This is a genomic window from Kitasatospora sp. NPDC058032 (assembly GCF_042885845.1).
In the GTDB taxonomy this organism is placed as follows: Bacteria; Actinomycetota; Actinomycetes; order Streptomycetales; family Streptomycetaceae; genus Kitasatospora.
Genome location: NZ_JBHVRK010000009.1, coordinates 62,991 through 86,233 on the forward strand (window position 1 = coordinate 62,991; position 23,243 = coordinate 86,233).

Here is a 23,243-nt window from a genome sequence, read left to right on the forward strand (position 1 = left end):
ACTGCTGGGGTTCACGAGGTCTCCATGGGTGGAGCGGGGGGCAGGGAGTGCTGACGGTACGTCTGACCGGCACCCGGGAACAGGGGAGCCGCCCGGCGAGCCAAGCCTGCCCGACCGGTCGGATCAATCCGGGGCCGTCCCCATTCATTGCCGGACGGCGGGCGGAAAGAATAGGTAGTCCGATACGCCCGACGGTGCACACGGAAATCGGGCCTCGGCATCAATTCACCGTTGCGTACCCGAATGTGACTACTGGTCGGATCGCCCGAATTCGCCTCGTCGGAGCATCCGGGACCGAATCGCCCGGCGCGCCGCATTAACCGCAGGGGAAAAGCCCGTTCCCGAATCGTGAAATCTCGGTAAGGGCAATCCGAGAACCGTGCGAACCGGTCAGCGGCGCCTTGGGCGGCTGCTAAGTTACCCGTCGGTCAGGAGCGGCGTGCGGCTGCTCCGGGCCGTCGTGCCCCACCGCAAGTCACCACTGCTCCAGCACCGTTGACCGGAAGGGACCCTCCACGTGACCGTGCGCAAGCTGACCCTGTCAGCAGCCGCGACAACCACCGTGCTCCTCCTCTGCGGCACCGTCCTGAACGGGGCGGCGGTGGCATCGGCCGCCGCCGTCACCACGACCACGGCGGCCACTGTGGCCGCCGTGAACGCCGTGGACGCCGCTTCGCCCGCGTCGCCCGGTGTGCCGGCGACCCTGGCACCCCCGAGCTCCGACAGCGCCTCCGACACCACCGAGACGGCCGCGGCCACGGTGGCGAACCCGGCGCAGGGCAGCGCGCCGGCCACCGCCACGACCGCCCCCGGCCTCACGCTCTCCGCGTACGACGCGAGCACCGGCACCGCCGAACTCGCACCGGTCGCGGCCGATGCGCAGTCACCGTCCGGCCCGGCCGCGGCTCCCGGCGCCGCCGAGGCCGCCGCGGTCGCCGTGCGGCCCGGGCAGCTGATCGACAGCCCGCCCACCCCGGCGGCGCCGCACGGCGCGCTGGTCGCCGTCACCGGCGTGCAGCCGACCACCGACGGCAAGGTGGCCGTCACCACCCGCCCGGCCACGCTCCCCGAGCTGCTCGGTGCGACCAGCACCAGCCTGCACAGCGCCGTCAGCCCCAGCGCGTTCCAGGTCCAGCCGCAGATCGGCGGCGTCCAGGTCACCACCGACCTCGGCGCCACCGCCGGCCGGGGCTCCGTCTCCGGCAGCCTGGGCCTCAGCGCCGACACCACCGTCCCGCTGCCGAACGGCTCCTCGGCGCGGCTCTCCGGCTCGGTCTCGCTCACCCCGGCCGTCGACTTCTCCTACCGGGGCGGCCTCGGCCTGATCGACCCCCAGCAGGCGCGGATCGGCTTCAGCCTGGGCACCCACGCCGACTGGCACGTCAGCGCGGACCTCACGGCGAGCGCCACGGGCATCCGGATACCGCTGGCCACGTACAGCGCCAGTCCCGTGGTGATGGTGGGCCCGCTGCCCGTCGTCATCAACCTGAAGTTCACCCTCTCCGCCGACATCGCCGCCGACGGCACCGTCACCCTCGACGCCGAGCAGGCCTACGACGGCCAGTGGGGCGTCCACTCCGACTACGTCAAGGGCCCGGGCTGGACCACCACCACCGACCCCGGGACCTCCACCGTCACCCCGCTGCGCCTCAAGCTCAAGGGTTCCGCCTCGGCGAAGGCCGGCCTGCTCGCCGAGGGCTCCATCGCCCTGTACGACACGATCGGCGTGAAGGCCTCGATCGAGCCGTACCTGCGGGCCGCCGTCAGCGGCTCGGTCGTCCTCGGCGGCGCCGGCGGCACGCCGGAGGTCAACGGCACGGCCGCGCTCTACGGCGGAATCGACATCAACGGGGCGCTGACGGCGCGGCTCGCCGTGCTCGGCACGCCGATCCTCTCGGCCGATCTGCCCTTCCTCGCCTTCCACCGCGAATGGCTGCTCACTTCGGCGAGCACCGGCCCGAACCCGCCGCGCCTGGTGGACTGGACCGCGCTCAGCTCCGGCCTGGGCGACGACCAGCACTCCGCCCACCTGAGGACCCGGCCGGACTGGGACCCGTACGCCCTCAAGGCCTCCTGCCCGGACGGCAGCCGGCTGATCGGACTCAGCCACGGCGGCGACGACGGCCTGTGCACCGACGCCACGAAGGCGGACCTCTGGGACGCCGGCCACGCGTTCGTCGTCGACCACGGCGGCACCTACGTGACCACCGACTGGGCGCCGGGCTACACGAAGGCCCAGTGCCCCACCGGATCCTTCGTGTCCGGATACGGCCGCAACGGCCGGACGATGAGCGTACTGTGCGCCAAGTCGGCGACCCCACTCGGCACTTCGACCCGCACGGTCGGGTTCGACAAGGGCGACGACCGCCCCGCGGTGGCGGGCGGCGGTGACTTCGCGTACGGCTTCGCCAAGGGCCAGTGCGCCAACGACGAGTTCATCGCGGGCGTGGCCTACAGCCAGCCCTGGTGGCAGCTGTGGGCGGCGCGGCCGTACGCGCTGCTCTGCCAGAAGCTCGCCTGAGCACCGCCTGAGCGCCCCCGCCCGGCCGAGCGGAGCGGTCCGGCCCCGAGCGATCGGGGCCGGACCGCAGACGCCGGCTGGCCGGGCGCGACGTGCCCCGGGCCGGGGCGCTCGCCTGGGCGGAGCGGCTCGGGCTGCCTGCCGGGGCGCCCTTTGCCGTCTCCGGGACGCTCGCCGCGGACGGTGGCGCCGATCGCGCCGAATGACACCGCGACGAGTCGGATGACGGCCGGGGCGGGCCGCTTCCGGCGACGGACCGACTCCGGTTTGGGGTAAGCAGGTTGACGTATTATTCGCCGCCGAACGCGCCCGGGCGTTGACCGCGGGGCGCGCCGGGGATTGGCTTGCCCGGAAAGCCCGCCACCGGGAGGGAGCCCGGCCGGGCGAGCAGAGGGGAAGACCTCATGACACGTACCACCCGGACGATCCGCAACCGGTGGCGGGCGGGCGGCGGTCTGCTGGCCGCGGCCACGCTGGTCGCCGCGACCGCCGCCACCGCGATCGCCGCCCCGGCCCAAGCCGGCCCGGTGCCACGCGGCACCGTCCAGGTCAGCACCGGGCTCAACGGCGCCGTGCCGGACGGCCAGTCCTCCGGCCAGGGCGTCAGCGCCGACGGCCGCTACGCCCTGTTCACCTCCTGGGCCACCAACCTGGTGGAGCAGCCCGGGAAGAGCTGGCGCGACGCCTTCGTGACGGACCTGCGCACCGGCCGCACCGAGCGCGTCAACCTGTCCGACTCGGGCGAGCCGCTGGCCGGTTTCACCGACTACGTCGCGATCAACGCCAACGGCCGCTACGTCGCCTTCGACAGCGACGCCGAGGGTGTGGTGCCCGGCGCGCGGGTGGCGGGGCGCGACGAGGTGTACGTCCGCGACCGCTGGACAGGGCGCACCGAGCTGATCAGCGGCAGCCTGGCCAACACCGACACCGACCAGTACCACGCCTCGTACGCGCCGTCGATCAGCGCCGACGGCCGGTACGTGGCCTTCGTGTCCTCCCGGACCGACCTGGACCCGACGGTGGTGGACACCGAGCCCTCGCTGAACAGGCCGTACACCTGGAAGTACAACGTCTACCTGACCGACCGCCGGACCCACACCACCCGGCTGGTCTCCCGCGACGCGAACGGCAAGCCGGGCGAGAGCCTCTCGCTGCACCCGACGATCAGCGCGGACGGCCGCACCATCGGCTTCTCCTCGCTGTCCCAGCTGCTGCCGGAGGAGCAGGCCCCCGGCCTCGCCGCGGCGTCGGCCGCGGCGTCCGCGGACACGGAGCTCACCCCGAGCGCCGCCGAGGCCGCGCGGCGCAGCACCCCGCAGGGCCCGGCGGAGACGGTCCTCTCCCACCCGACGTCCGCCGTCTACTACACGTACGACGTGCGCTCCGGGAAGCTGACCCCGGTGAGCGCGGGCCTCGACGGCACGCTGGGCTACTCGAGCTTCGACGCGACGATCAGTCCGGACGGGCGGCGCGCGATCTACACCCTGCCCGAGCCCGGCGGCTCGACCAGCGGTCACCGCTACCACACGGTGCTCCACGTCCGGGACCTGAGGACGGGCACGGTGACGAAGGTCAGCGGCGGCCTGCCGGGCACCAGCTCGGTCGGTTCCTCCGACCACGGCTCGATCACCGCCGACAACCGCTGGGTCTACTTCGAGTCGGCGGCCGACAACCTGGTGCCCGGCCCGCAGCACCCGGGCTGGGACGTCTACCGCCAGGACCTGCGCACCGGCCGTACCGAGCGGGTGTCCACCGCGCCGGACGGCTCGCTCGGCAACGGCTCGTCGACGGCGCCCTTCGTGGACGCCGCCGGCCGCGCGGTGGTGTTCGGTTCGACCAGCGGCAACCTGGTGGCCGGCACCGACGCCCCGCCGACCGAGAACTCGCAGGCCTTCGCCGCGTTCGTCGGGCGCCACCGGGGTGGCGGCGGCGACGACCAGGGCGAGAACGAGAACGGCTGACCGGTTGCCGTGCCCCGGCGTGCGTGCACGCCGGGGCACGGCCTGGGGCGGCGGCGTGCGCGGTGCGGTGGGGGTGTGCGCGACCGGCTCCGCTCCCCCGGACGGGGCCGTGCGGGGGACGGCGGATGGCTGCGCGGCACCGTCCGGGGCGGGACAACCGCCTGGTTCGACGGTTCGGGCCCGGCCAAACCGGCGCGCGAGAGCCCGGCGGCGAGCGCGGTGCGACACCGGGCGCCCGGCCTCCGGCCTTGGCAGGGATCACCCGAACGGCGGACGCTCGGTGCGCAGCCGATCACCGGCTGACGTCCACCAGCCCCAGGAGGGCCACCCATGTCGTTCCCGCGTGCCCGCATCGCCGCCGCCGTCCTGCTCGTCGCCGGAGCCACCGCCGCGGCCGTCCCGGCCCAGGGTGCCGACGGCCACCGTGCCCTGAGCCACTTCGACGACGGCAGCTTCGAGACGCCCAAGGCCCCGGCGAACGGCTTCGTCGAGCTGACCGCCGGTCGGACCATCGGGCCGTGGACCGTCACCGCCGGCAGCGTCGACCTGACCGGCGCCGGCTTCTGGCAGGCCGCCGAGGGAGACCAGGCGGTGGACCTCAACGGCAACACCAACGGCACCATCGCCCAGAGCTTCACCACCGTCCCGGGCACCCTCTACTCCGTCACCTACGCGCTGGCCGGCAACCCGGCGGGGGGAACCCCCGTGCGGACCGGCCGGGCGCTGATCGACGGCCAGAACTTCCAGGACTTCTCCTTCGACGTCACCGGCCGGACCAGGACCGCCATGGGCTACGTGGGACGCCAGTTCAGCTTCGTCGCGCAGAACACGTCCACCACCCTGAGCTTCGCCAGCACCGTCGGCGGGGCGTTCGGCCCGGTCGTCGACAACGTCCAGGTAAAGGAGTGCAAGCCCTGTTCCGGGTGACCGGCCGGGTCCGTCGCTGACGGGCCACCGTTCGACCTGTCCCGCGACCTGATCCGCGACCGGGCCCTGCCGAGGGCCCGGTCGCGGGCGTGTCGGCCGCTCTGCCCGTCCCCCGGACGGGGACGGTCAGCGGGTGGCGGGGGTGCGGATGGCGAGGATGGCCATGTCGTCGTGGCCGTCGCTGGGGTGGTGGTCGGCGAGGGCGCGGACGAGGTCGTCCAGGGGGTCGGCGGCGTGCGCGGCGGCGAGGGCGGCGAGGGCGTTCAGGCCCTCGTCGATGGAGCGGGCGGGGTCCTCGACGAGGCCGTCGGTGAAGAGGACGACGGTGCTGCCGACGGGCAGGGGGTGGGTGTGGTCGGGGCGGTCGACGGCGACGTCGACGCCCAGCGGGATGCCGGGTTCGCCCTCCAGGTACCAGGCGCGGCCGTCGGGGGCGAGCACGAGGGGCGGCAGGTGGCCGGCGGTGCTCCAGTGGAGGATCCAGCCGTCGGCGACGGGTTCGATCCGGGCCAGGCACGCGGTGGTGACGGGCAGGTCGGTGATGGCCTGCACGGTGTGGTCGAGCTGGGTCAGCACCGAGCTGGGCGGGGTCCGGCGGTCGTAGAGCAGCGCGCGGAGCATGTTGCGGGCCTGGGCCATGGCCGCGGCGGCGTGCAGGTCGTGGCCGACCACGTCGCCGATGACGGCCACGCAGGCCCGGTCGGGCAGCACGGCGGCGTCGTACCAGTCGCCGCCCACGCCGGCCGGCTCGGCGGCGGTGCGGTAGACGGCGGCGCCGGAGAACGGGGCCAGGTCCGGCAGCGTGGGCAGCAGCAGCCGCTGGAACTGCTCCGCGCTGTCGCGCATGTAGCCGAACAGGCGGGCGTTCTCGATGGCGATGCCGGCCGCGCCCGCGAGGGCGCGGACGATCTCCTCGTCGTCCTCGTCGAACGGCCGGCCGTCGACGCGCTCGGAGAGGTAGAGGTCCCCGTAGATCTCGCCGCGGACGGTGATCGCCACGCCGAGCAGCGTGCGCATCGGCGGATGGCCGGGCGGGAAGCCGACCGACGCCGGGTGGGAGGGGATGTCGTCCACCCGCAGGGGTCCGGGGTGGCGGATCAGGTGGCCGAGCACGCCGCGCCCGTGCGGGAAGTCGATCCCGGCGAGGGCCGCGCGCTCCTCGGGTGTCAGACCCGCGGTGATGAACTGCTCCAGCCGGTCGCCGGAGGGGCCGAGCACGCCGAGGGCGCCGTAGCGGGCGCCGGCGAGGTCCATGGCCGTCGTGACGATGCGGTGGAGCACCACGGGCAGCTCCAGGTCGCCGCTGATGGCCAGCACCGCCGACAGCAGGCCCTGCCACCGGTTCTTCGCCCTGGCCAGCGCGTGCAGCTGCAGGGCGACGCCCTCCAGCCGGCCGCCCGGCTCCAGCCGGTCCCCCGCTCCCGGTGACCCGGCCGGCTCCGCTTCGGCGTTCACGACATCACCTCGCTCATCACCACCCACGCTACGCACGGCGGTGCCGCCCGGGCGGGTGCATGCGCCCGCCCGGGGCACACGGACCGACCGTGCGGGCCCCGGCGGGTCGGTCGGCCGGGTCAGCCGACCGGGCCGGACCAGGTGACGTGCTTCAGCACGGAGCCGTGGTTGAACTCGACGGAGAACGACTCGCCCGCGGTGTTCGGCACGGCGTAGGCGGTCAGGCTGGTGACCTCCTGGCCGACGGCGAGCGACCCGGTGGGGACCTGCATCCGCGAGCTTCCGTCGATCAGCACGAGGAGGAGGCCGCCGTTGGCGTCCCGGACGAAGGGCAGGCCCGCCCCCTCCAGTGCGAGGTTCGTCGAGCCGGTGTTGACGATGGTGATCCTCACCTGGACGAACCTGGAGTTCTTGGGGGCCCGGAAGACCGTCTCGTCCGGGACGTAGCGCTCCGGCTTGCCCATGGTGACCTTCAGGCCGTCCGGGTAGGTGTAGGACTGCCCGAACGACAGGAGCCGGGCCTTCTCGTCCGCGGCCGCCTTCTCGCGCTCGGCCTCCAGCCGCTTGCGCTCGGCCTCGATCCGTTCGCGCTCCTTGGCCGCCCGTTCCTCGGCCTCCTTCATCGCGGCGTCGTAGCGGGCCTGGTCGGCCTCCTCCGCCGCCTTGCGCTCCTTCTCGACCGCGCGCACCTCCGACACCACGAACACTCCGGCGCCGGTCGAGACCAGCAGGCCCAGCACACCCAGGATCACGCCCGCGAGCGCCATCCCGCGGTTGGTCGCGATGCCCTTGCGCACCTGCACCAGGCCGACGGCGCCGAGGATCACGGCCAGCAGGGCCGGCAGCCAGGACAGCCAGAACAGGAGGACGGCCAGGCTGAGCACCAGGCCGACGACCCCGACGACCATGGCCGCGATGCCCACGCCGTTGCGCGGCGGCGGCGCCGGCATCGGGTACGGGAACGGGAACGGGCCCCGGTACGGCGCACCCGGGGTCGGGGGCGCCGGGGACCAGCCCTGGCCGCCCTGGCCCGGGACCCCGCCCGGCGCGGCGCCGGCGAGGTCGCTCGGGTCCGGGCCCGGCGGCGCCCAGGGGTTGGCGCCGGCAGCCTCCTCGGCGGGCTTGGGACTGTCGGACGGGGCGGGGAGGGTCATCCGGATTCCTTCGAGAAACGGTGCGACGAGGCACGGCCGGCCACCTCCGGCGGGTGATCAACATACCGGTGCCCGGTGGCGTTTCCGCCACCGCGTCCCGGCCGAGGACGGCAGGAGGGGCGACGGGGGGTGACGGGGGGAGCGGATACGGCCATTTCCATCGAACCCTCAAACCAGATGCTCTTCATGCGATATGACTTGCAGTGCCACTTATTGGCCGTGTACAGAACAGTCGGAATTCACGAAGGGGATATCGTGGGGAAAACATCCACAAGGGTGTCAATAGCGACACTGGCGGGGCTGGTCCTGGCTTCCGTACTGCCCGGGCAGGCCGGCGCCGCCGCCCCGCCCTCGGTCTGGGTCGCCAGTGGCGCCGACCACGTCTTCAGCTCCTCACCGACCCCTCAGCGGCCGACCGGAGGGGTGACCCTGTTCGCGGCACGCAACGAGGTCCAGGCGGCCCAGATCGCCGTCCGCTCGGCGGCAGCCCTGACCGGCCTGTCGGTGCAGGCGAGCGATCTCGCCGGACCGGGCGGGGCGGTGATCCCGTCCTCCAGGATCAGCGTCAACCGGGAGTACAACCATCCGAACGTCGTGAAGATCGGCAGCCCGCACCACGAGGAGCCCCCGAACGGCGGCAACGACTACTACGACTCGCTCTTCGGCAACGCGCCCTACGACCTCGCGGCGAACACCACGCAGCCCTACCACTACAGCGTGGCGGTGCCCCCCGGGCAGGCGCCCGGCACGTACACCGGCAAGGCCACCGTGAACAGTTCCTCGGGGCCGGTGGACGTCCCGGTCTCGGTGACGGTGTACGCGACCGAACTGCCCCCGACGAACCGCTCCGCCTTCCGGCTGAACAACTGGTTCACCTCGGTCGGCTGGGACTACACCTGGACGGCCAGTTCGATCCCGGACCAGTTCGGCGTGAACGCGTACTCCGACGACTGGTGGACCCTGATGGGGAACATCGCCCGGAACCACGCCCGGCACCGCAACAACGTCGTCTTCGCGGACTTCCAGGCGCTGGCCGCCCGCGGCACCACCCTGGTGAACGGCACCTACACCTTCGACTGGACGACCTTCGACCGCTTCGTCCAGCTCTTCCAGGACGCCGGCGCGCTCCAGTACATCTACACCCCCCACCTCCTGGAGGGCGTGGAGCTGGAGGCGCTCGTCGAGGACGGCAGCGGCGGGGTGCGGGTCGGCCACGTGGCACCCGGCTCCGACCAGGCCACCGGATACCTCGCCGCCGCCCTGCCCGCGCTCAAGGCCCACCTCGACACCAAGTGCCTGGACCCGGGACCTGGCTGCGCGCCGGGCCGGCGCTGGAGCGACGTGTTCTACCTCTCCGCGACCGACGAGCCGCTGTCCGAGGACACCGCCCAGGTCGCCGCCGTCACCTGGCTCAACGACCGCTTCCACCAGTACTTCCCGCAGGCGATGACCGGCGAGGCCCATCTCCAGCCGAACGAAGCCATCGACTCCCGGATCTCGACCATCGCCGCCCATGTCGACGACTCCTACGACAACAACGCCGGCTACTACCAGGAGAAGCGGCTCGCCGGCAAGGACCTCTGGCTCTACTACAGCAACGACCCCAACGACGCCCACCCCAACCGCTACATCAGCTACCCCCTCTCCGACTCGCGGCTGACGCCGTGGATGGTGTCGGCGGCCGGCGGCAACGGGTACCTCCACTGGGGCTGGAACATCTGGACGCAGCCGAAGAACGGCGGGTACGCGCACGTCGACACCTTCAAGGACGCCACCACCGGTGACCCGTTCCTGGTGCGCCCCAAGACCGCGAACCACGCCCTCGACGTCTACGACAGCCTGCGCAGCGAGGCGATGCTCGCCGGCGTCCAGGACTACGAGCTGCTCACCCGGCTCGCCGCCACCAAGCCCGTCCTGGCCCACGCGCTGACCTCGTCGCTGATCACCAGCACCACCCGGTTCACCACCTCGGGCGCCGAGATCGACCACCGCCACAAGCAGATCCTCGACGCCCTCACCACCCCGGGGCCCGACGCCACCTACCCGTTCACCGACGACTTCTCCTCCGGTGCCGACGACCAGTGGCGCCACACCCACGGCGCCTGGACCGTCACCGGCGACAAGGCCTACGCGCAGACCAGCGCGGGTGACGAGTGGAACAACGTCGCCGCGGTGGCCGGGCGCTCCTACGCGGACGTCGCCGCCTCCGTCGACGTCCGGATCACCGACGTCAACGCCAGTGGCGGCAACGCCAACTGGGCCGGCCTGATCGTCCACGGCCAGCACCCGACCGACCGTCAGACCGGCTACCTGGTGGCGCTGCGCAACAACGGCGAGGTCTTCGTCAACCGCGGCAACGTGCCCCTCTCCAGCGCGCAGGTGCCCGGCTTCACCCCGGGCCAGACGGTCACGCTGCGGGTCGTCACCCGCGGCTCCGTGCTCGACGTGTACGCGGGCGCCAAGAAGCTGATCACGGTCAACGACCCGTCCTACCCGGTGGGCGACGTCGCCCTCGCCACCGGTGGCGCCGCCGCCCGCTTCGACAACGTCCGGCTCAACCCCGGCAGCGACCCCGCCGAGGCCGCCGGCGTCTCCCCCACCAGCAGTTACGAGTCCGACGGCTGGAGCGCCGCCGCCCTGACCGACGGCCGCCGGGGCCTGCCGACCGGCACCCTCGGCTGGAGCAGCATCGACAACCTGTCCACCGACCACACCGAGGGCGTCACCGTCGACCTCGGCGCCACCCGCCGGATCAGCCGCCTGGACCTGTTCGGCCGCGCCGACGGCGCCAACACCGGCCTCGGCTTCCCGGTCGACTTCACCATCGAGGTCTCGACCGACAAGAACACCTGGACCACCGTCGCCGACCGGCACGACTACCCGCGTCCCGACGCCTCCGCGCAGGTCTTCGGGTTCGCGCCCGCCGATGTGCGCTACGTCAAGGTCACCGGGACCAGGCTGCGCACCGACCCCCGCGGCAACTACCACATGCAGCTCGCCGAGGTCGAAGCCGCCGGCGACAACCTGGCCGCCAACCGGCCGGTGACCACGTCGAGTTCGGTCGAGGCCTCCGGCTGGGGCCGGGCCGCGGCCACCGACGGCGTGCTGAACTCCGCGGCCGGCTACTCGATGGGCTGGAGCAGCCTCAAGTCGCCGACCGCGACGGCCGACGAGTCGCTCACCGTGGACCTCCAGGGGGCCAGCCGGATCGAGCAGGTCCGGCTGACCCCGCGCACCGACGGCGCCAACACCGGCCTGGGCTTCCCGGTCGACTTCACCATCCGGGTGTCGGCCGACGGCAGCACCTGGACCACCGTCGCCGACCGCCACGGCCAACCCCGCCCGGGCGGCACCGTGACCTTCCCGTTCGCACCGGTCACGGCCCGCTACGTGAAGATCACCGGCACCCGCCTGAGCGCCGACCAGTTCGGTGACCACTACCTGCAGCTCGGCGAGGTCGCCGTCTCCTGACGCGCCGCGCTCAGAGCGCGGTGCGGTAGGCCTCCAGTCGCTCGGCCACCTCCTCGGGGTGGCCGAGCATCGGGCAGTGGTCGCCGGGCATCTCGTCCGGCTCGAAACCGAGGCGCTCGACGACCAGGCGCCGCATGAACCCGGCGGGGAAGAAGCGGTCGTCGGCGGAGAGCAGGAACCTGGTCGGCACGTCCGGCCAGGAGGCCGCCGGCCACGGCCGTCCGAACGGGGTGGGCGCCTGCCGCCGCTGGTGGCCGGCCAGGAACGCGGCGGCCAGCTCCGGCGGGGTGTCGTGCAGCACGAGGGAGGACGCGTCCTCCTCGGCCCCGGGTGCGACACCCCGCAGTAGGTCGGCCTCGGCCCGCGCGGCCGGGTAGCCGGTGTCGGCCCACCACGCGCCGGGCGACTCGCCCGGCGCCGGGACCTGGGCCTGGAGCATCACCAGCAGGTCCACCGGGACCCGCTCGCACACCAGCGGGCCGGTGAACCCGCCGAAGGAATGGGCCACGACGACCAGACCGGTGCGGTCGCCGATCGCCTCGACGACGGTGTCCGCGTACTCCTGGAGCCCGGCCGACTCGTCCTCGCACGGCAGGTCCGGGGCCACCACCTGGTGGCCCCGGGCGCGCAGTTCGGCGGAGAGCGGCCCCCAGTACCAGGAGTCGACCGCCGCCGCGTGGATCAGTACGTAGGTCGCCATCGGACGCATACCTCCTGGATCGTCGATACGGCCGCAGCCTAGACCCGGGCACCGACAACGAGGTCCGGGCGGAGTCAGGGCCGGGGCGAAGCCTGGTCCTGGACCCGCCCCTGCAGCGCCCTGGACAGTTCCGCGACGCAGGCGGCGAGCTGTCCGGTCGTCAACTTCGCCGGGTCACCGCCGCATTCGCCCGCCGGTACGGCCGGGGGCGCGGTCGCGGACGAGGACGCGGACGGAGCCGGAGTGGCGGACGGGCTCGCGGAGGGGCTCGGGGACGCGGACGGCTGGCCGCCCGGCGGGGTGATGCTGCCGTTCAGCGACACCAGGTTGGGCGTCACCCCGGCGTCGCCCGACAGGTCGATGTAGTCCTGGGTCTGCCCGTTGAAGTCCACGAAGCCGCGCCACTTGTCCCGGCCGAACGGGATGATCTCCTGCAGCGCCCCGTCCTTCCCGGCGCTGATGGTGACCGACGTCTGCTGCGCCATGTACGTCACCATCCGGCCGGCCAGCACGTCCAGGTTCACCGGCGGCTCGTCGTCCCCGCGCACGTACACGTGCAGGTCGCTCAGGCCCCCGCCGACCCGGTCGGCCTGCAGCACCGCGAAGGCCACCACCAGTTGCGAGGAGCTCTCGCGGGGCACCAGCGGGGTCACGTAGTACAGGTGGCCGTCGGCCTTGGAGCGCAGCAGGAACTCGCCCGGGTTGGTGGCGTTGGTGGCCGCCGAGGTGTGGTCGTAGCCGAAGCCCCGGTCGTCCTTGGCGCCGCGCCCGCCGAGCCACTGCACCTCGTGGATCTGCGAGCGGACCACCGAGGCCGGGTACACCGCTCCCGGCAGTTCACCCGGGGCCACCTCCGCCCGGTAGGTGACGTCCGGGCGGCCGTCCGAGGAGCCGCGCAGCACCAGCACACCGGCCGGCTCCAGCACCGTGCGCTGCCGGAAGCCGGTCTGCCGGGCCACCGAGATCACCACCACCGGCCGGGCGGTGCGGGGGTCGGTGCCGTCGCAGTAGCCCCAGATGTCCTGGTCGCTGTAGACCAGGTCCGGGAAGCGCTCGGCGAGCAGGTTGCGCAGGCTGACGGCGCCCGTCCCGCCGAAGGCCCGGCCGAAGGCGTGGTCGCCGCGGAAGACGCAGCTGACGACGGAGTTCGAGCGGCCGTCCCAGACGGCGACGCCCTCCATCGGCTGCTCGCCGGAGCCGTCCAGGACCGCCGTCCACACGCCGCCGCCCGCCGAACCGTCGGGCAGGTAGTGCAGGCTGTGTCCCAGCAGGTTGATCCCGGAGGTCAGGCCGGCGCTGTCGGTGAGCGCCTTGGTCGCCGCCGCGTAGGAGGCGGTGCGCGCCTCGAAGTCGAAGTCCGGCATCGGCGCGGTCTTCACGCAGGCGGGCACGTCCGCGGTGCCGAGCAGGTCGCAGCGGGTGCCGTCGCCCGGGCGGGTGTGCTCGGTGACCGGCAGCACCGAGCGCGGGGTGCCCGCGCCGGAGGCCGGGACGTCGAGCACGGTCGCCGCCGCGTAGAAGCGGCCCGCGTCCTTGTCGTCGTCCCACAGTCCGGTGCCGGCGCGCACCAGCGAGCCGGCCACCGCCAGCACCACGACCGCCACCGCCAGCCGCGTCCGCCGGCCGTGGAGGGCCGCCCCGGCCTCCTCCGCGATGTGCACGACCGCCCACACCGTGCCGCACAGGCCCACGGCGATCCAGAACCAGAACAGCGGCGCGGCGTCCAGCGGGCCGCCGTTCGGGAAGAACTCCCGTTCGATCAGCAGTACATAGCTCTGGTCCTGTTGTCCGAAGCCGCCGAAGGCGAAGTGCTTGACCAGCCACACCAGCAGCGCGACCAGTGGCATCCACAGCCACCAGACGGCCAGTGCGACGGCACCGCTCCGTATCGCATGGGCTGCACGCTTCGTCACACGACCCCCAGTTCCGCGCCCCGGTCCTTCGTCCCGCCCCCGCCTCTTCCCGCCCCACCCGTCCGTCAACCGCGCAGATGGTGGTTGTTCAGTCGGAGTTGGGGCGCTGTTCCCTGGGGTCGGGCTTCCCTCGTACAGGGGACGGCGCGGCGGGGTGCCCGGTTCCCGCGGGACGGCGCCGGAATCGCTCACCACGGCGCGGACCGGCCCACCCTGGTGCGGTGGGCCGGCCCGTGCGGTGTGCGGGTCGGGCTAGTGGCGCTGGGTCCGCCGGTGCCGCAGGCGGCCCGCGAGCTTCGTCGCGGCGCGCAGGGCCAGGCCGATCACCGGTGCGAGCAGCAGGGTGCACCAGGTGCGGGCGGTGGCGTCGGCGGTCAGCCGGTCGGCGAGCAGGAACGCGGCGAGGAACGACGGGGCGAGCCAGGCCCCGTTCGCCGCGGCGAGGCGCAGCGGGCTCGCGCCCCGCGCCGGCGGTTCCTGCCCGGGTGTCACACGAACCTCCGGACCACGCCGATCACCTTGTCGATGATCTTCTGGGAGACGCCGCGGTCGAAGACGAAGCCGGCCAGGCAGCCGGCCACGGCCCAGACGATGCGCTGCTTCCAGTTGCCGCTGCCGAACAGCACGCCGGCGCAGGCGCCGCCGGCGCAGTTGCCGATGTGCAGCGCCCACGGCGCGAGGAACGGGACCCAGGCGGCCACGGCCGCGGTCACGGCCAGCTGGACGGCGCGGGAGACGGCGGCCTTGAGCGCGGCCTTCAGCCAGCCGGGCATCCGGCCGTTGAGGTCGGTGCAGTTGACCGGGTCGGCGTTGCAGTAGTCGTAGGCGTTGGCGCTCGCGCCCTGGACCGGGTCCGGGGACAGGAAGCGGCCGGTGGCCGGGTTGTAGAGGCGCACGCCCATCAGGGTGAGCGCGCCGGGGGTCTCGTCGGAACGCTGCTTGTCGCCGAGCCAGGCGTAGCGGGTGCCGGGCTGGCCGGCCCGCGGCTGGCCGTACTCGTCGTAGTCGAGCACGGTCGGCGCGACGGCGGTGTCCAGCGGCAGGCGCAGGGTGATGTCGCCGTGCAGGTTGGCGAGTTGCAGCACGCCGCCGCCGGTCCTGGTGGTGGTGGCGGCCAGGGTGCCGGTGGGGCCGGTGACGTTGCGGGTCAGGTTGCCCGCGGTGTCCTCGGTGGTCCAGCGGGGGGTGTCGGTGTCGGAGCCGTAGTGGTTGGTCCTGATGCCGGTCTGGGCCCAGGTGCCGGCGTTGTTGGCCTCGGTGGTCCAGGCGCGGAAGCGCTGGGCCGAGTCGAGGGTCCAGGTCTGCCGGTTGTTGCCGCTGGTCTGCTGCTGCACCAGGTCGGTGGTGAAGTACGCGACGGTGCTGCCGGGCAGTGCGGTGGTGCGGCCGAACGCGTCGTAGGTGTAACCGGGGTTCACCAGGCGGTCGGCGGTGTCGTAGCCGCTGGTCTGGCTGCTGCCTCCGGTGGTGGTGCAGGTCTGGCCGCGGGCGGCGTCGGCGGTGGCCAGGCCGGTGCGGTTGGTGTTGCGGTCGAAGGTGTAGGTGCGGGTGGTGCAGACGGCGTCGGTCGAGGTGTCCTGGACCTGGACGAGCCGGCCGGCCCGGTCGTAGCTGTAGGTCTGGGCCGCGGTGACGCCGGGGGTTCCGGTGTGGGTGGCCCGCTGGCCGTGGACGGTCTCGGTGATGCCGTCGGAGACCAGGACGGCGCCGTCGCCGTCACGGGTGTAGACGCGGCTGACGGTGGTGCCGGCCGGGTCCTTGGTATCGGTCTGGGTGTAACCGCCGGGCAGGCCCTGGGTGAGCGGCGTGCCGTCCGCGTCGTAGCGGGCGGTGAAGGTGCCGGCGACGGAGTCCGTCACCGAGGTGGCCAGGCCGCGCGGGTCGACGGCGGTGTCGTAGGTGTAGGTGGTGGTGGACGGGGCGGTGTCGGTGACCTTGGTGGGACGGTTGAGGGCGTCGTACTCCGTGGTGGTGACGGCGCCGTCCGCGTCGGTGTAGGAGATCAGCCGGCCCAGCTCGTCGTAGCCCTTGGTGATCGTTCCGCCGGTGGCGGAGGTCTGCTGGGTGACGGCGCCGGTGCCCGGGTGGTAGGTCGTGGTGGTGGCCGGGACGGCGGTGCCGAGGCCGTCGGCGACGGTGACGGTGGTCGGACGGCCGGCCGCGTCGGTGTCGGTCACGGTGGTCCGGGTGACGCCGTTGGCGGTCTCGGTGGTCCGGGTGGCCTGACCGAACTGCCCGTACTGGGTGGTCCGGACGGGCAGCTGCGCGGGGTTGGAGCCGCCGCCGGTGACGGCCGCGGCGGGCCCGGTCTGGCAGACGAGGTCGGCCCACTCGGGGCGGTTGGCGCAGACGCCGGTGCCGTCGGCGGTGTAGTAACTGGTCCAGGCGGTGCCCGCGTCGGCGCCGGTGGAGGCCGGCTGCTGGGTGGAGACCATCCGGCCCTGGGCGTCGTAGCCGGTGGTGGTGGTCAGGGCGAGGCCGCCGCTGTCCTTGGTCTGCGCGGTGGGCACGCCCAGCGCCCAGTTGTAGGTGCTGCGGTCCTGGCGGGCCTCGGTGAGCAGGTCGGGCCAGGCGCGCAGGCGGGCGCCGGTGGTGGTGAGGGTGACCTGGTTCTTGATCTTGGCGGTGCCGTCGGTCGGCCGGCCCTCGTCGTAGGTCTTCACGGTGTGCTGACGGGCGGGCAGCTGGGTGCCGGCCTTGGCCAGGACCGTGCTGCCGGAGACCGCGTCGGCGGCGAGGGTGATGCGGTGCAGCGGGTTGTCGACCTCCGTCTCCTGCTGCCCGTCCGCGCTGTAGACGCTGCTGCTCGACAGCAGCTGGGCGCGCTCGGCGGACGGCAGGGTGTCGATGCCGAGGTCGGCGAGCCGGGCCTTGGCCGCGGGGGTGCCGCCGAGGGCGAGCTCGCGGTTGGCCGCGGTCAGGCTGCGGACCTGGTGGCCCTGCTTGTCGTGCTCGGTGGTGGTGACGTGGTGGCCCGGGGTGAGCTGGTTGACCTGGCGGCCGGAGGCGTTCAGGTAGCCGACGGTCGCCCTGGTGTAGTCACCGGCGCCCAGGTCGGCGCCGTTGTTGGAGGCCGGGACCTGGTCGGCCGGGAACACCGCGGTGGCGTCGGTCGGCAGGTCCCGCTGGCCCCACGCGGCGGCGGCGGAGGCGCCGAGGTCCTCGGGCGCCTTGGCGCCGGTGAGCGGGACTCCGTAGACGACGGTGGTGGTGGCGGTGCCGTTCACCGTGCCGGTGGTGCCGGGGGCGAGCGTGTCGTGCCAGGCCTTCGTCAGCATGCCGGGGCCGGCGGCCGGGTTGGAGGCGACGGTGCCGTACGCCAGCGAGGTGGCGCGGGTGCCACTCAGCTGGACGGAGGCGAGCAGGCCGTCGTCGGCGCCCTGGGTGTAGTAGGTGTACTGGTTCTGGCTGCTCTGGCCGAGCCGCGGGTCCCAGGTCTGGCGCAGCCGGCCGGCGGAGTCGTAGCGGTAGACCGCGACGTCGGTGGCGGTGGCGGCGGCGGCCCCGGGGGCGGTGCTCCACAGCTTGATGGCGCTGACCTGCCCGGCGACGTCACCGAACTCGCTCGCGCCGTTGACACCCGTGGCGGTGGTGGCGGCGGCGTAGACGAACTGCAGGACGCGGCAGCCCTTGGCGGTCGGGTTCGCGGCGCAGACGGCCGGGGTGACCGCGGAGGTCGGCGCGATGACCAGCTTCGGCCGGGTCAGGGTCTTGCCGCCGACCACGGTGGCCTCGGAGACGACCGTGGTGGTGGTGTTGGCGCGCCCGTCCAGCAGGGTGGAGGTGACGGTCCAGGTGGCGGCGGCCGGGTCGGCCTTGCCGAACGCGGTGACGGTGCCCTCGGCGCCGGACAGGGTGAAGCCGCCGGCGAAGGAGCCGGCCAGGGTGAGGTCCTCGCTGCCCGGCTCGGGCGCCCAGCCGTTGCCCGCCGCGTTCGAGGTGAAGGAGACGGCCGAGCCGTCGGCCGCCATCACGCTGAGCGAGGTGTTGGAGGTCCTGCGGATCTCGGTGTACTCCGAGGAGGAGAGGTTCGAGGACACGCTGGACACCCAGTTGGGGCCGAAGATCGCCGCCTGGCCCTCCTGGCCGGCGGCGGCCCGCGGGTCGCGCGAGGAGTGGGTGCGGCCGACCGTCATGCCGAACAGCGACACGTCGGTGGCCGGGACCCGGAGGTCGCCGGTGAGCAGGTTCAGCGCGCCCGGGCCGACGTTCTCCGTCGCGGCGTCGTCGGCCTTGCGGTCGACCACGACCCGGACCGGCTCCGAGGAGACGGCTGCGGAGGCGGGACCGGTGAAGTCGGCGCGCAGCTGGACGGTTCCGTCCGGGGTCACGGTGGAGGTGGCGTTCCAGGTCAGCGCGGGGCTCTTGCCCGCGGTGAGGGCCACCGGCCAGGCGGTGAGCGCGGTGCCGCCGGCGGTGACCTCGCCGGCCGGGACCGGGGTCCAGGCGTCGGCGTCGGAGCGCCGCCACGAGAAGGACACCTTGTCGTACTTGGCGGCGTCGGCCTCGGCGGCCAGCGGCAGGCGCGCGGCGGTGCGGGTGCCGTCGTTCGGCGCGGTGACGCCGCCGGCGCCGACCTGGAAGGTGTAGGACAGGGCCTCGGACTTGTTCTCCGCCCGGTCCACCGCCCGCACCTGGAGGGTGTTGGTGCCGGCCTTGGCCGGGGTCACGGTGAAGTTGAGCGGCGCGGCGGAGCCGTTGGTCGCGACCTTGGTCCAGGTCGCGCCGTCGAGCGACCACTCCAGGGCGTTCTGGTCGCCCGCGGGCGGGGTCGCGGTGAAGGTGCCGGGCCGGCCGGCGCCCTTGACCCACTGGCCCGACGGGTAGTCGGCCGAGGAGAGCGCGGCGGGCGCCGACGGGGCGGAGGTGTCGACCGTGAAGGTGGCCCAGGCCGACCAGTTGTTGTTGTAGTGCAGGCCGTCGTACGGCGAGGTGCGGAACTTGTAGGTCTTGCCGTTGGTCAGTACGCCGGCCGGGACCGTGACGGAGGCCGGGGCGCCGCTGGGCACGTACGGGGAGACCAGGACGTTGCCCACCTGGGTGTCGGTGGCGGCGTCGAAGATCTGGAAGGTGCCGTCGACCTTGTCGTTGTTGGGGTCGACGAAGGTGTCGCGCAGGGTCGGGGTGGCCGAGTTGACCCACCAGGTGCCGGCGGTGTCCTTGTAGAACGGGGAGCCGGCCTGCTGGTCGGTGCCGGTGCGCGGGCGGTAGTTGTACGTCACCGTCAGCTTCGGCACGTTGCTCGCGGCGTTGGCGGAGTTCACCTCCTTCCAGTACTTGGTGTTGGTCTCGTCGGGGGCGCGCAGGCCCATGCCCGAGGTGGCGTTCTTCGCCGAGGTCCAGGTCTGCACCAGGTTGGTGACGTCGGCGGTGATCCAGCCGTCGCCGCCGCAGGCGTCCCGGCCCTTGGTCTCGGTGCCGGTGGCCTTCTTGGAGTTCCAGGAGGGCTGGGCGGTCCACCGCGAGGCGGTGGAGGCGAGACCGGTGTCCCAGATGTCCCACGCGTAGGGCAGGCAGTCGCTGTTGCCGGAGTGGAAGTTGTACAGCGACAGGGAGGCGTTGGTGATCAGCGCGTCCGCGATCGGCGCGGTGTTCCAGTTGATGAAGGAGCGGGCCTGGCGGGAGGAACCGTCGGCGTTCTTGGTGCCGGAGTTGCCCCAGTAGATCTCGGTGTCGGCCGACCAGTCGACCGTCTCGCCCTGCTGCACCCGGGTGTCGAAGGCGTTGCCGAGCGCCGTGGTGGACGGGTCGACCGTGACCGGGTAGCGGGTGTTCGGGTCGGCCAGGAAGGCGGCGTCCGGGGTGAAGACGAGGTCGATGCCGTTGCCGTGCTGGACGACCTTCAGGTCGACCTTGGCCTGGCGCGGGTGCTCGCTGGACCCGGGGACGGTGGTGGCGTCCCACATCACCGGGGCCGGCAGCACCGCCTTCTTCTCACCGGACTTCTTGTCGGTGAACAGCACGCTGCCGTCCGGCTGGGCCTCGGCCTTCAGGCCGTCGGCGCGCAGCGGCATCGTGTACGAGAAGCCGGCGGCGGCCGGGCGCTGCTTCAGCACCGTGTACTGCTCGAAGCCGGTGCGGGTGGCCTCGACGACCAGGTCGGCCGCGCCGTCGGCGATGGCGTCCCGGTAGGTGGCTTTGGTGCCGTCCAGGACGGGCTTGGGCAGGCCGCCCTTCCACTGGAGTTCGACCTGCTCGTCGCCCTGACCGAGGGTCACCAGGGTGCGGGCCTGCTCGGCCGCGCCCTGCGCCTCGGCCAGGGACTTCGCGCGGGTGCCGCCGGCACCGGCGAGCCGCAGCGCGTTCGGGTGGGCCTTGGGCGCCACCGACCCGTCGGCGGCGGCCTGCAGGCCGAGGTCGACGTCCACCCACTGGCCGTCGCGCTGGAAGCGGACCGGGCCGGCGAACAGCTCCGTGGTGAGCGAACCGTCCTTGTTGACCCAGGTCGTCGACGTCTCGGTGCGCTCGGAGAGCGCCTCCACCCGCTGCCCGGAGAGCCGGGCGGCGATCCGCGCCGACGGAACGTCCGCGGCGGAGCCGGCCCACCGGTCCGTCCCCTGGCCGGCCGGGGCGGCGGTCGGCGAGGCGGCGAGCGCCGCCTCGGACCCGGCCAGCAGCGACACGGCCACGGCGAGCGCGAGCGTCCCGCTCAGCGCCCGCATGCCCACGGGCGCGCGGCGCCCGGGCCGTGCGGGTATGTCCCTCTTCATATCGACTCCTTGACTTACCGTCACTCGACGGTGCGCTCGGAGCTTAGGAGGGGCCGGAACGATCAAAATTGACCAAACGGCGTCAAATGATCACCGGCCGACGCGATTGTTCGACCAGGATTCATTTGCTCGTGATCATGAAGCGGCGGGATCGGCCCGGAGGGATCCGTTCCCGCGATTCTTGACGGAACTTGCCAACCCCGGTCACCCCTTGCGGCACTCATTGACCGGAGCATGACGTCGTGTGAGGGTTCGAGCACCCGAGCGCGGACGGCCCGCACGGCCGTCCCCGAAACACGGCCCTGCGGTGCGCCATCAGCCATGCCTTCCGCGGTCGAGGACCCCCACGTTGCTAGGAGCCTCGATGAAACGCAGTGCCACCGCGGGCCGGTTGCTGACCGCCGCGACCACCCTGACCGTGCTGGCCGGCACGATGGCCGCCACCGCGGGCCCGGCCACCGCCGCGGCCACCCCCGCGCCGCCCAGCGCGCTGGCCGCCGCCGTCAACGCCGCCGACCAGGCGGCCGCGGCGGGCCTGGACGCCCTGGCCAAGGGCCCGGACGAGACCTACGAGCGCCAGTCCGTCACCCCCTGGGTCGGCGGCCTCTACTCGGTCTCCTACGAGCGCACCTACAAGGGCCTGCCCGTCGTCGGCGGCGACGCCGTCGTGCTCGCCGACGGCCAGGGCAAGGTCCGCGGCGCCCAGTCCGCCTCCACCGGCCGGATCGGGGGCGCCACCAGCGCCAGGATCAGCGCCCAGAAGGCCGAGAAGACCGCCCGCACCAAGCTGGCCCGGGTCGACTCCGTCGAGTCGCGCCGCCTCGTCGTGCGCGTCAAGGACGGCGACAGCGGCCGGCTCGCCTGGGAGACCGTGCTCACCGGCAGCAACGGCAGCGCCCCGAGCACCCTGCACGTCTTCGTCGACGCCACCTCGGGCGAGGTCATCGACAGCTACGACGACGCCCGCGCCGGAACGCTCAACTCCAAGTGGAACGGCCCGAACCCCACCATCAACACCACGGGTTCCGGCAGCTCCTACTCGCTGCGCGACCCCAGCCGCCCGGGCCTGAGCTGCGCCGACAACGCCACCGGCCAGGTCTTCACCAAGTCCTCCGACTCCTGGGGCACCGGCAGCCCCACCAGCAAGGAGACCGGCTGCGGCGACGCCATGTTCGCGGCCCAGAAGGAATGGGACATGCTCCGCGACTGGCTCGGTCGCAACGGGCACAACGGCAACGGCGGCAGCTGGCCGATCAAGGTCGGCCTCAACGACGTCAACGCCTACTGGGACGGCTCGTCCATCTCCATCGGCCACAGCAACGCCAACGAGTGGATCTCCTCGATCGACGTCGTCGGCCACGAGTTCGGCCACGGCATCGACCAGTTCACCCCCGGCGGCGCCAACAACGAGGCCGGCCTGGGCGAGGGCACCGGCGACATCTTCGGCGCACTGACCGAGGCCTACGCCAACCAGCCCGCCCCGTACGACAGCCCGGACTACCTCGTCGGCGAGATGATCAACCTCGTCGGCAGCGGCCCGATCCGCAACATGTACAACCCCTCGCTGGTCAGCAACAACCCCAACTGCTACTCCTCCTCGATCCCCAACACCGAGGTGCACGCGGCCGCCGGCCCGCTGAACCACTGGTTCTACCTGATCGCCGAGGGCTCGAACCCCGGCGGCGGCAAGCCCACCAGCCCCACCTGCAACAACTCCACCGTCACCGGCGTCGGCATCAAGGACGCCGGCCGGATCTTCTACGGCGGCATGCTGCTCAAGACCAGCGGCATGACCCTCAAGCGCTACCGCACCACCACCCTGACCGCCGCCAAGCAGCTCGACTCCACCTGCAACCTGTTCAACCGCACCAAGGCCGCCTGGGACGCCGTCAGCGTCCCCGCCCAGACCGGCGACCCGACCTGCACCAACAACGGCGGCGACGACTTCTCGCTCGCGCTCAACCCGTCGTCCGCCTCGGTCAAGCCCGGCGCCTCGACCACGGCGACCGTCAACACCGCCGTCACCTCGGGCAACGCGCAGACCGTCGCCCTGACCGCCTCCGGCCTCCCGGCCGGCGTCACCGCGGCCTTCAGCCCGTCGTCGGTCCAGTCCGGTGCCTCCGCCACCCTGACGCTGTCGGCCTCGTCGAGCGCCACGGCCGGCACCTACCAGATCACCGTCACCGGCACCGCCGGTGCCACCGTCCACACCAGCCAGTTCAACCTGACGGTCGGTGACGGCACGCCCAACCCCGGTGGTGGCACCTGGGCCGCCGGAACCACCTACAAGGCCGGCGACATCGTGACCTACAACGGGGTCAGCTACCGCTGCCTCCAGGGCCACACCGCCTACGTCGGCTGGGAGCCGCCGAACGTCCCGGCGCTCTGGCAGGCCGTGTGACCGGCAGGCGCTGACGCCCGCTGAAACCGC

The 23,243-nt window shown here is 73.1% G+C and carries 10 protein-coding genes and 2 pseudogenes; 6 read left to right on the forward strand and 6 right to left on the reverse strand.

Features of this window, described 5'->3' with window-relative positions:
* Window positions 1–517: 517 nt before the first annotated feature.
* The 3 genes from ACFVUH_RS16875 to ACFVUH_RS16885 all read left to right on the forward strand — a co-directional run bounded on the left by ACFVUH_RS16875 (window position 518) and on the right by ACFVUH_RS16885 (window position 5,409).
* The gene (locus ACFVUH_RS16875; RefSeq protein ID WP_387913954.1) at window positions 518–2,521 is read left to right on the forward strand and encodes a hypothetical protein; all 2,004 of its coding nucleotides are present in this window, start codon (window positions 518–520) and stop codon (window positions 2,519–2,521) included.
* Window positions 2,522–2,925: 404 nt separating this feature from the next.
* Window positions 2,926–4,482: a TolB family protein gene (locus tag ACFVUH_RS16880; protein ID WP_387913955.1), complete on the forward strand. Its 1,557-nt coding sequence runs from the start codon at window positions 2,926–2,928 to the stop codon at window positions 4,480–4,482.
* Window positions 4,483–4,812: 330 nt separating this feature from the next.
* The gene (locus ACFVUH_RS16885; protein WP_387913956.1) at window positions 4,813–5,409 is read left to right on the forward strand and encodes a choice-of-anchor C family protein; all 597 of its coding nucleotides are present in this window, start codon (window positions 4,813–4,815) and stop codon (window positions 5,407–5,409) included.
* A 126-nt stretch (window positions 5,410–5,535) separates the two neighbouring features.
* Here the strand turns inward: ACFVUH_RS16885 and ACFVUH_RS16890 are convergent, their stop codons facing one another.
* Window positions 5,536–6,864 (reverse strand): PP2C family protein-serine/threonine phosphatase, encoded by a 1,329-nt coding sequence (locus ACFVUH_RS16890; protein WP_387913958.1) that lies wholly within the window; start codon window positions 6,862–6,864, stop codon window positions 5,536–5,538.
* Window positions 6,865–6,983: 119 nt separating this feature from the next.
* Complete coding sequence (locus tag ACFVUH_RS16895) at window positions 6,984–8,018, reverse strand: DUF4190 domain-containing protein (protein WP_387913960.1); 1,035 nt, start codon at window positions 8,016–8,018, stop codon at window positions 6,984–6,986.
* A gap of 276 nt (window positions 8,019–8,294) precedes the next feature.
* On the opposite strand from ACFVUH_RS16895, the gene ACFVUH_RS16900 reads away from it, so the two are divergent.
* Complete coding sequence (locus ACFVUH_RS16900) at window positions 8,295–11,489, forward strand: discoidin domain-containing protein (RefSeq protein WP_387913961.1); 3,195 nt, start codon at window positions 8,295–8,297, stop codon at window positions 11,487–11,489.
* A 10-nt stretch (window positions 11,490–11,499) separates the two neighbouring features.
* Here ACFVUH_RS16900 and ACFVUH_RS16905 read toward each other — a convergent pair whose 3' ends face one another.
* The 4 genes from ACFVUH_RS16905 to ACFVUH_RS16920 form a co-directional block, all read right to left on the reverse strand.
* Window positions 11,500–12,189, reverse strand: coding sequence for an alpha/beta fold hydrolase (locus ACFVUH_RS16905; protein WP_387913962.1), 690 nt, complete (start codon window positions 12,187–12,189; stop codon window positions 11,500–11,502).
* 74 nt (window positions 12,190–12,263) lie between these two features.
* Window positions 12,264–14,102, reverse strand: coding sequence for a hypothetical protein (locus ACFVUH_RS16910; RefSeq protein WP_387913964.1), 1,839 nt, complete (start codon window positions 14,100–14,102; stop codon window positions 12,264–12,266).
* 252 nt (window positions 14,103–14,354) lie between these two features.
* Window positions 14,355–14,594 (reverse strand): hypothetical protein, encoded by a 240-nt coding sequence (locus ACFVUH_RS16915; RefSeq protein ID WP_355363463.1) that lies wholly within the window; start codon window positions 14,592–14,594, stop codon window positions 14,355–14,357.
* Window positions 14,591–20,812 carry a DNRLRE domain-containing protein gene (locus tag ACFVUH_RS16920; protein ID WP_387913966.1) on the reverse strand — a complete coding sequence of 2,074 codons (6,222 nt, stop codon included), beginning with the start codon at window positions 20,810–20,812 and terminating at the stop codon, window positions 14,591–14,593. The genes ACFVUH_RS16915 and ACFVUH_RS16920 overlap by 4 nt, the downstream gene beginning before the upstream one ends.
* 364 nt (window positions 20,813–21,176) lie before the next feature.
* Here ACFVUH_RS16920 and ACFVUH_RS16925 point away from each other — a divergent pair.
* Both ACFVUH_RS16925 and ACFVUH_RS16930 read left to right on the forward strand, forming a co-directional pair.
* Window positions 21,177–23,072 (forward strand): annotated as a pseudogene (locus ACFVUH_RS16925) (M4 family metallopeptidase); the annotation flags it as partial.
* A 15-nt stretch (window positions 23,073–23,087) separates the two neighbouring features.
* Window positions 23,088–23,213: pseudogene (locus ACFVUH_RS16930) on the forward strand (carbohydrate-binding protein); the annotation flags it as partial.
* Window positions 23,214–23,243: the final 30 nt, after the last annotated feature.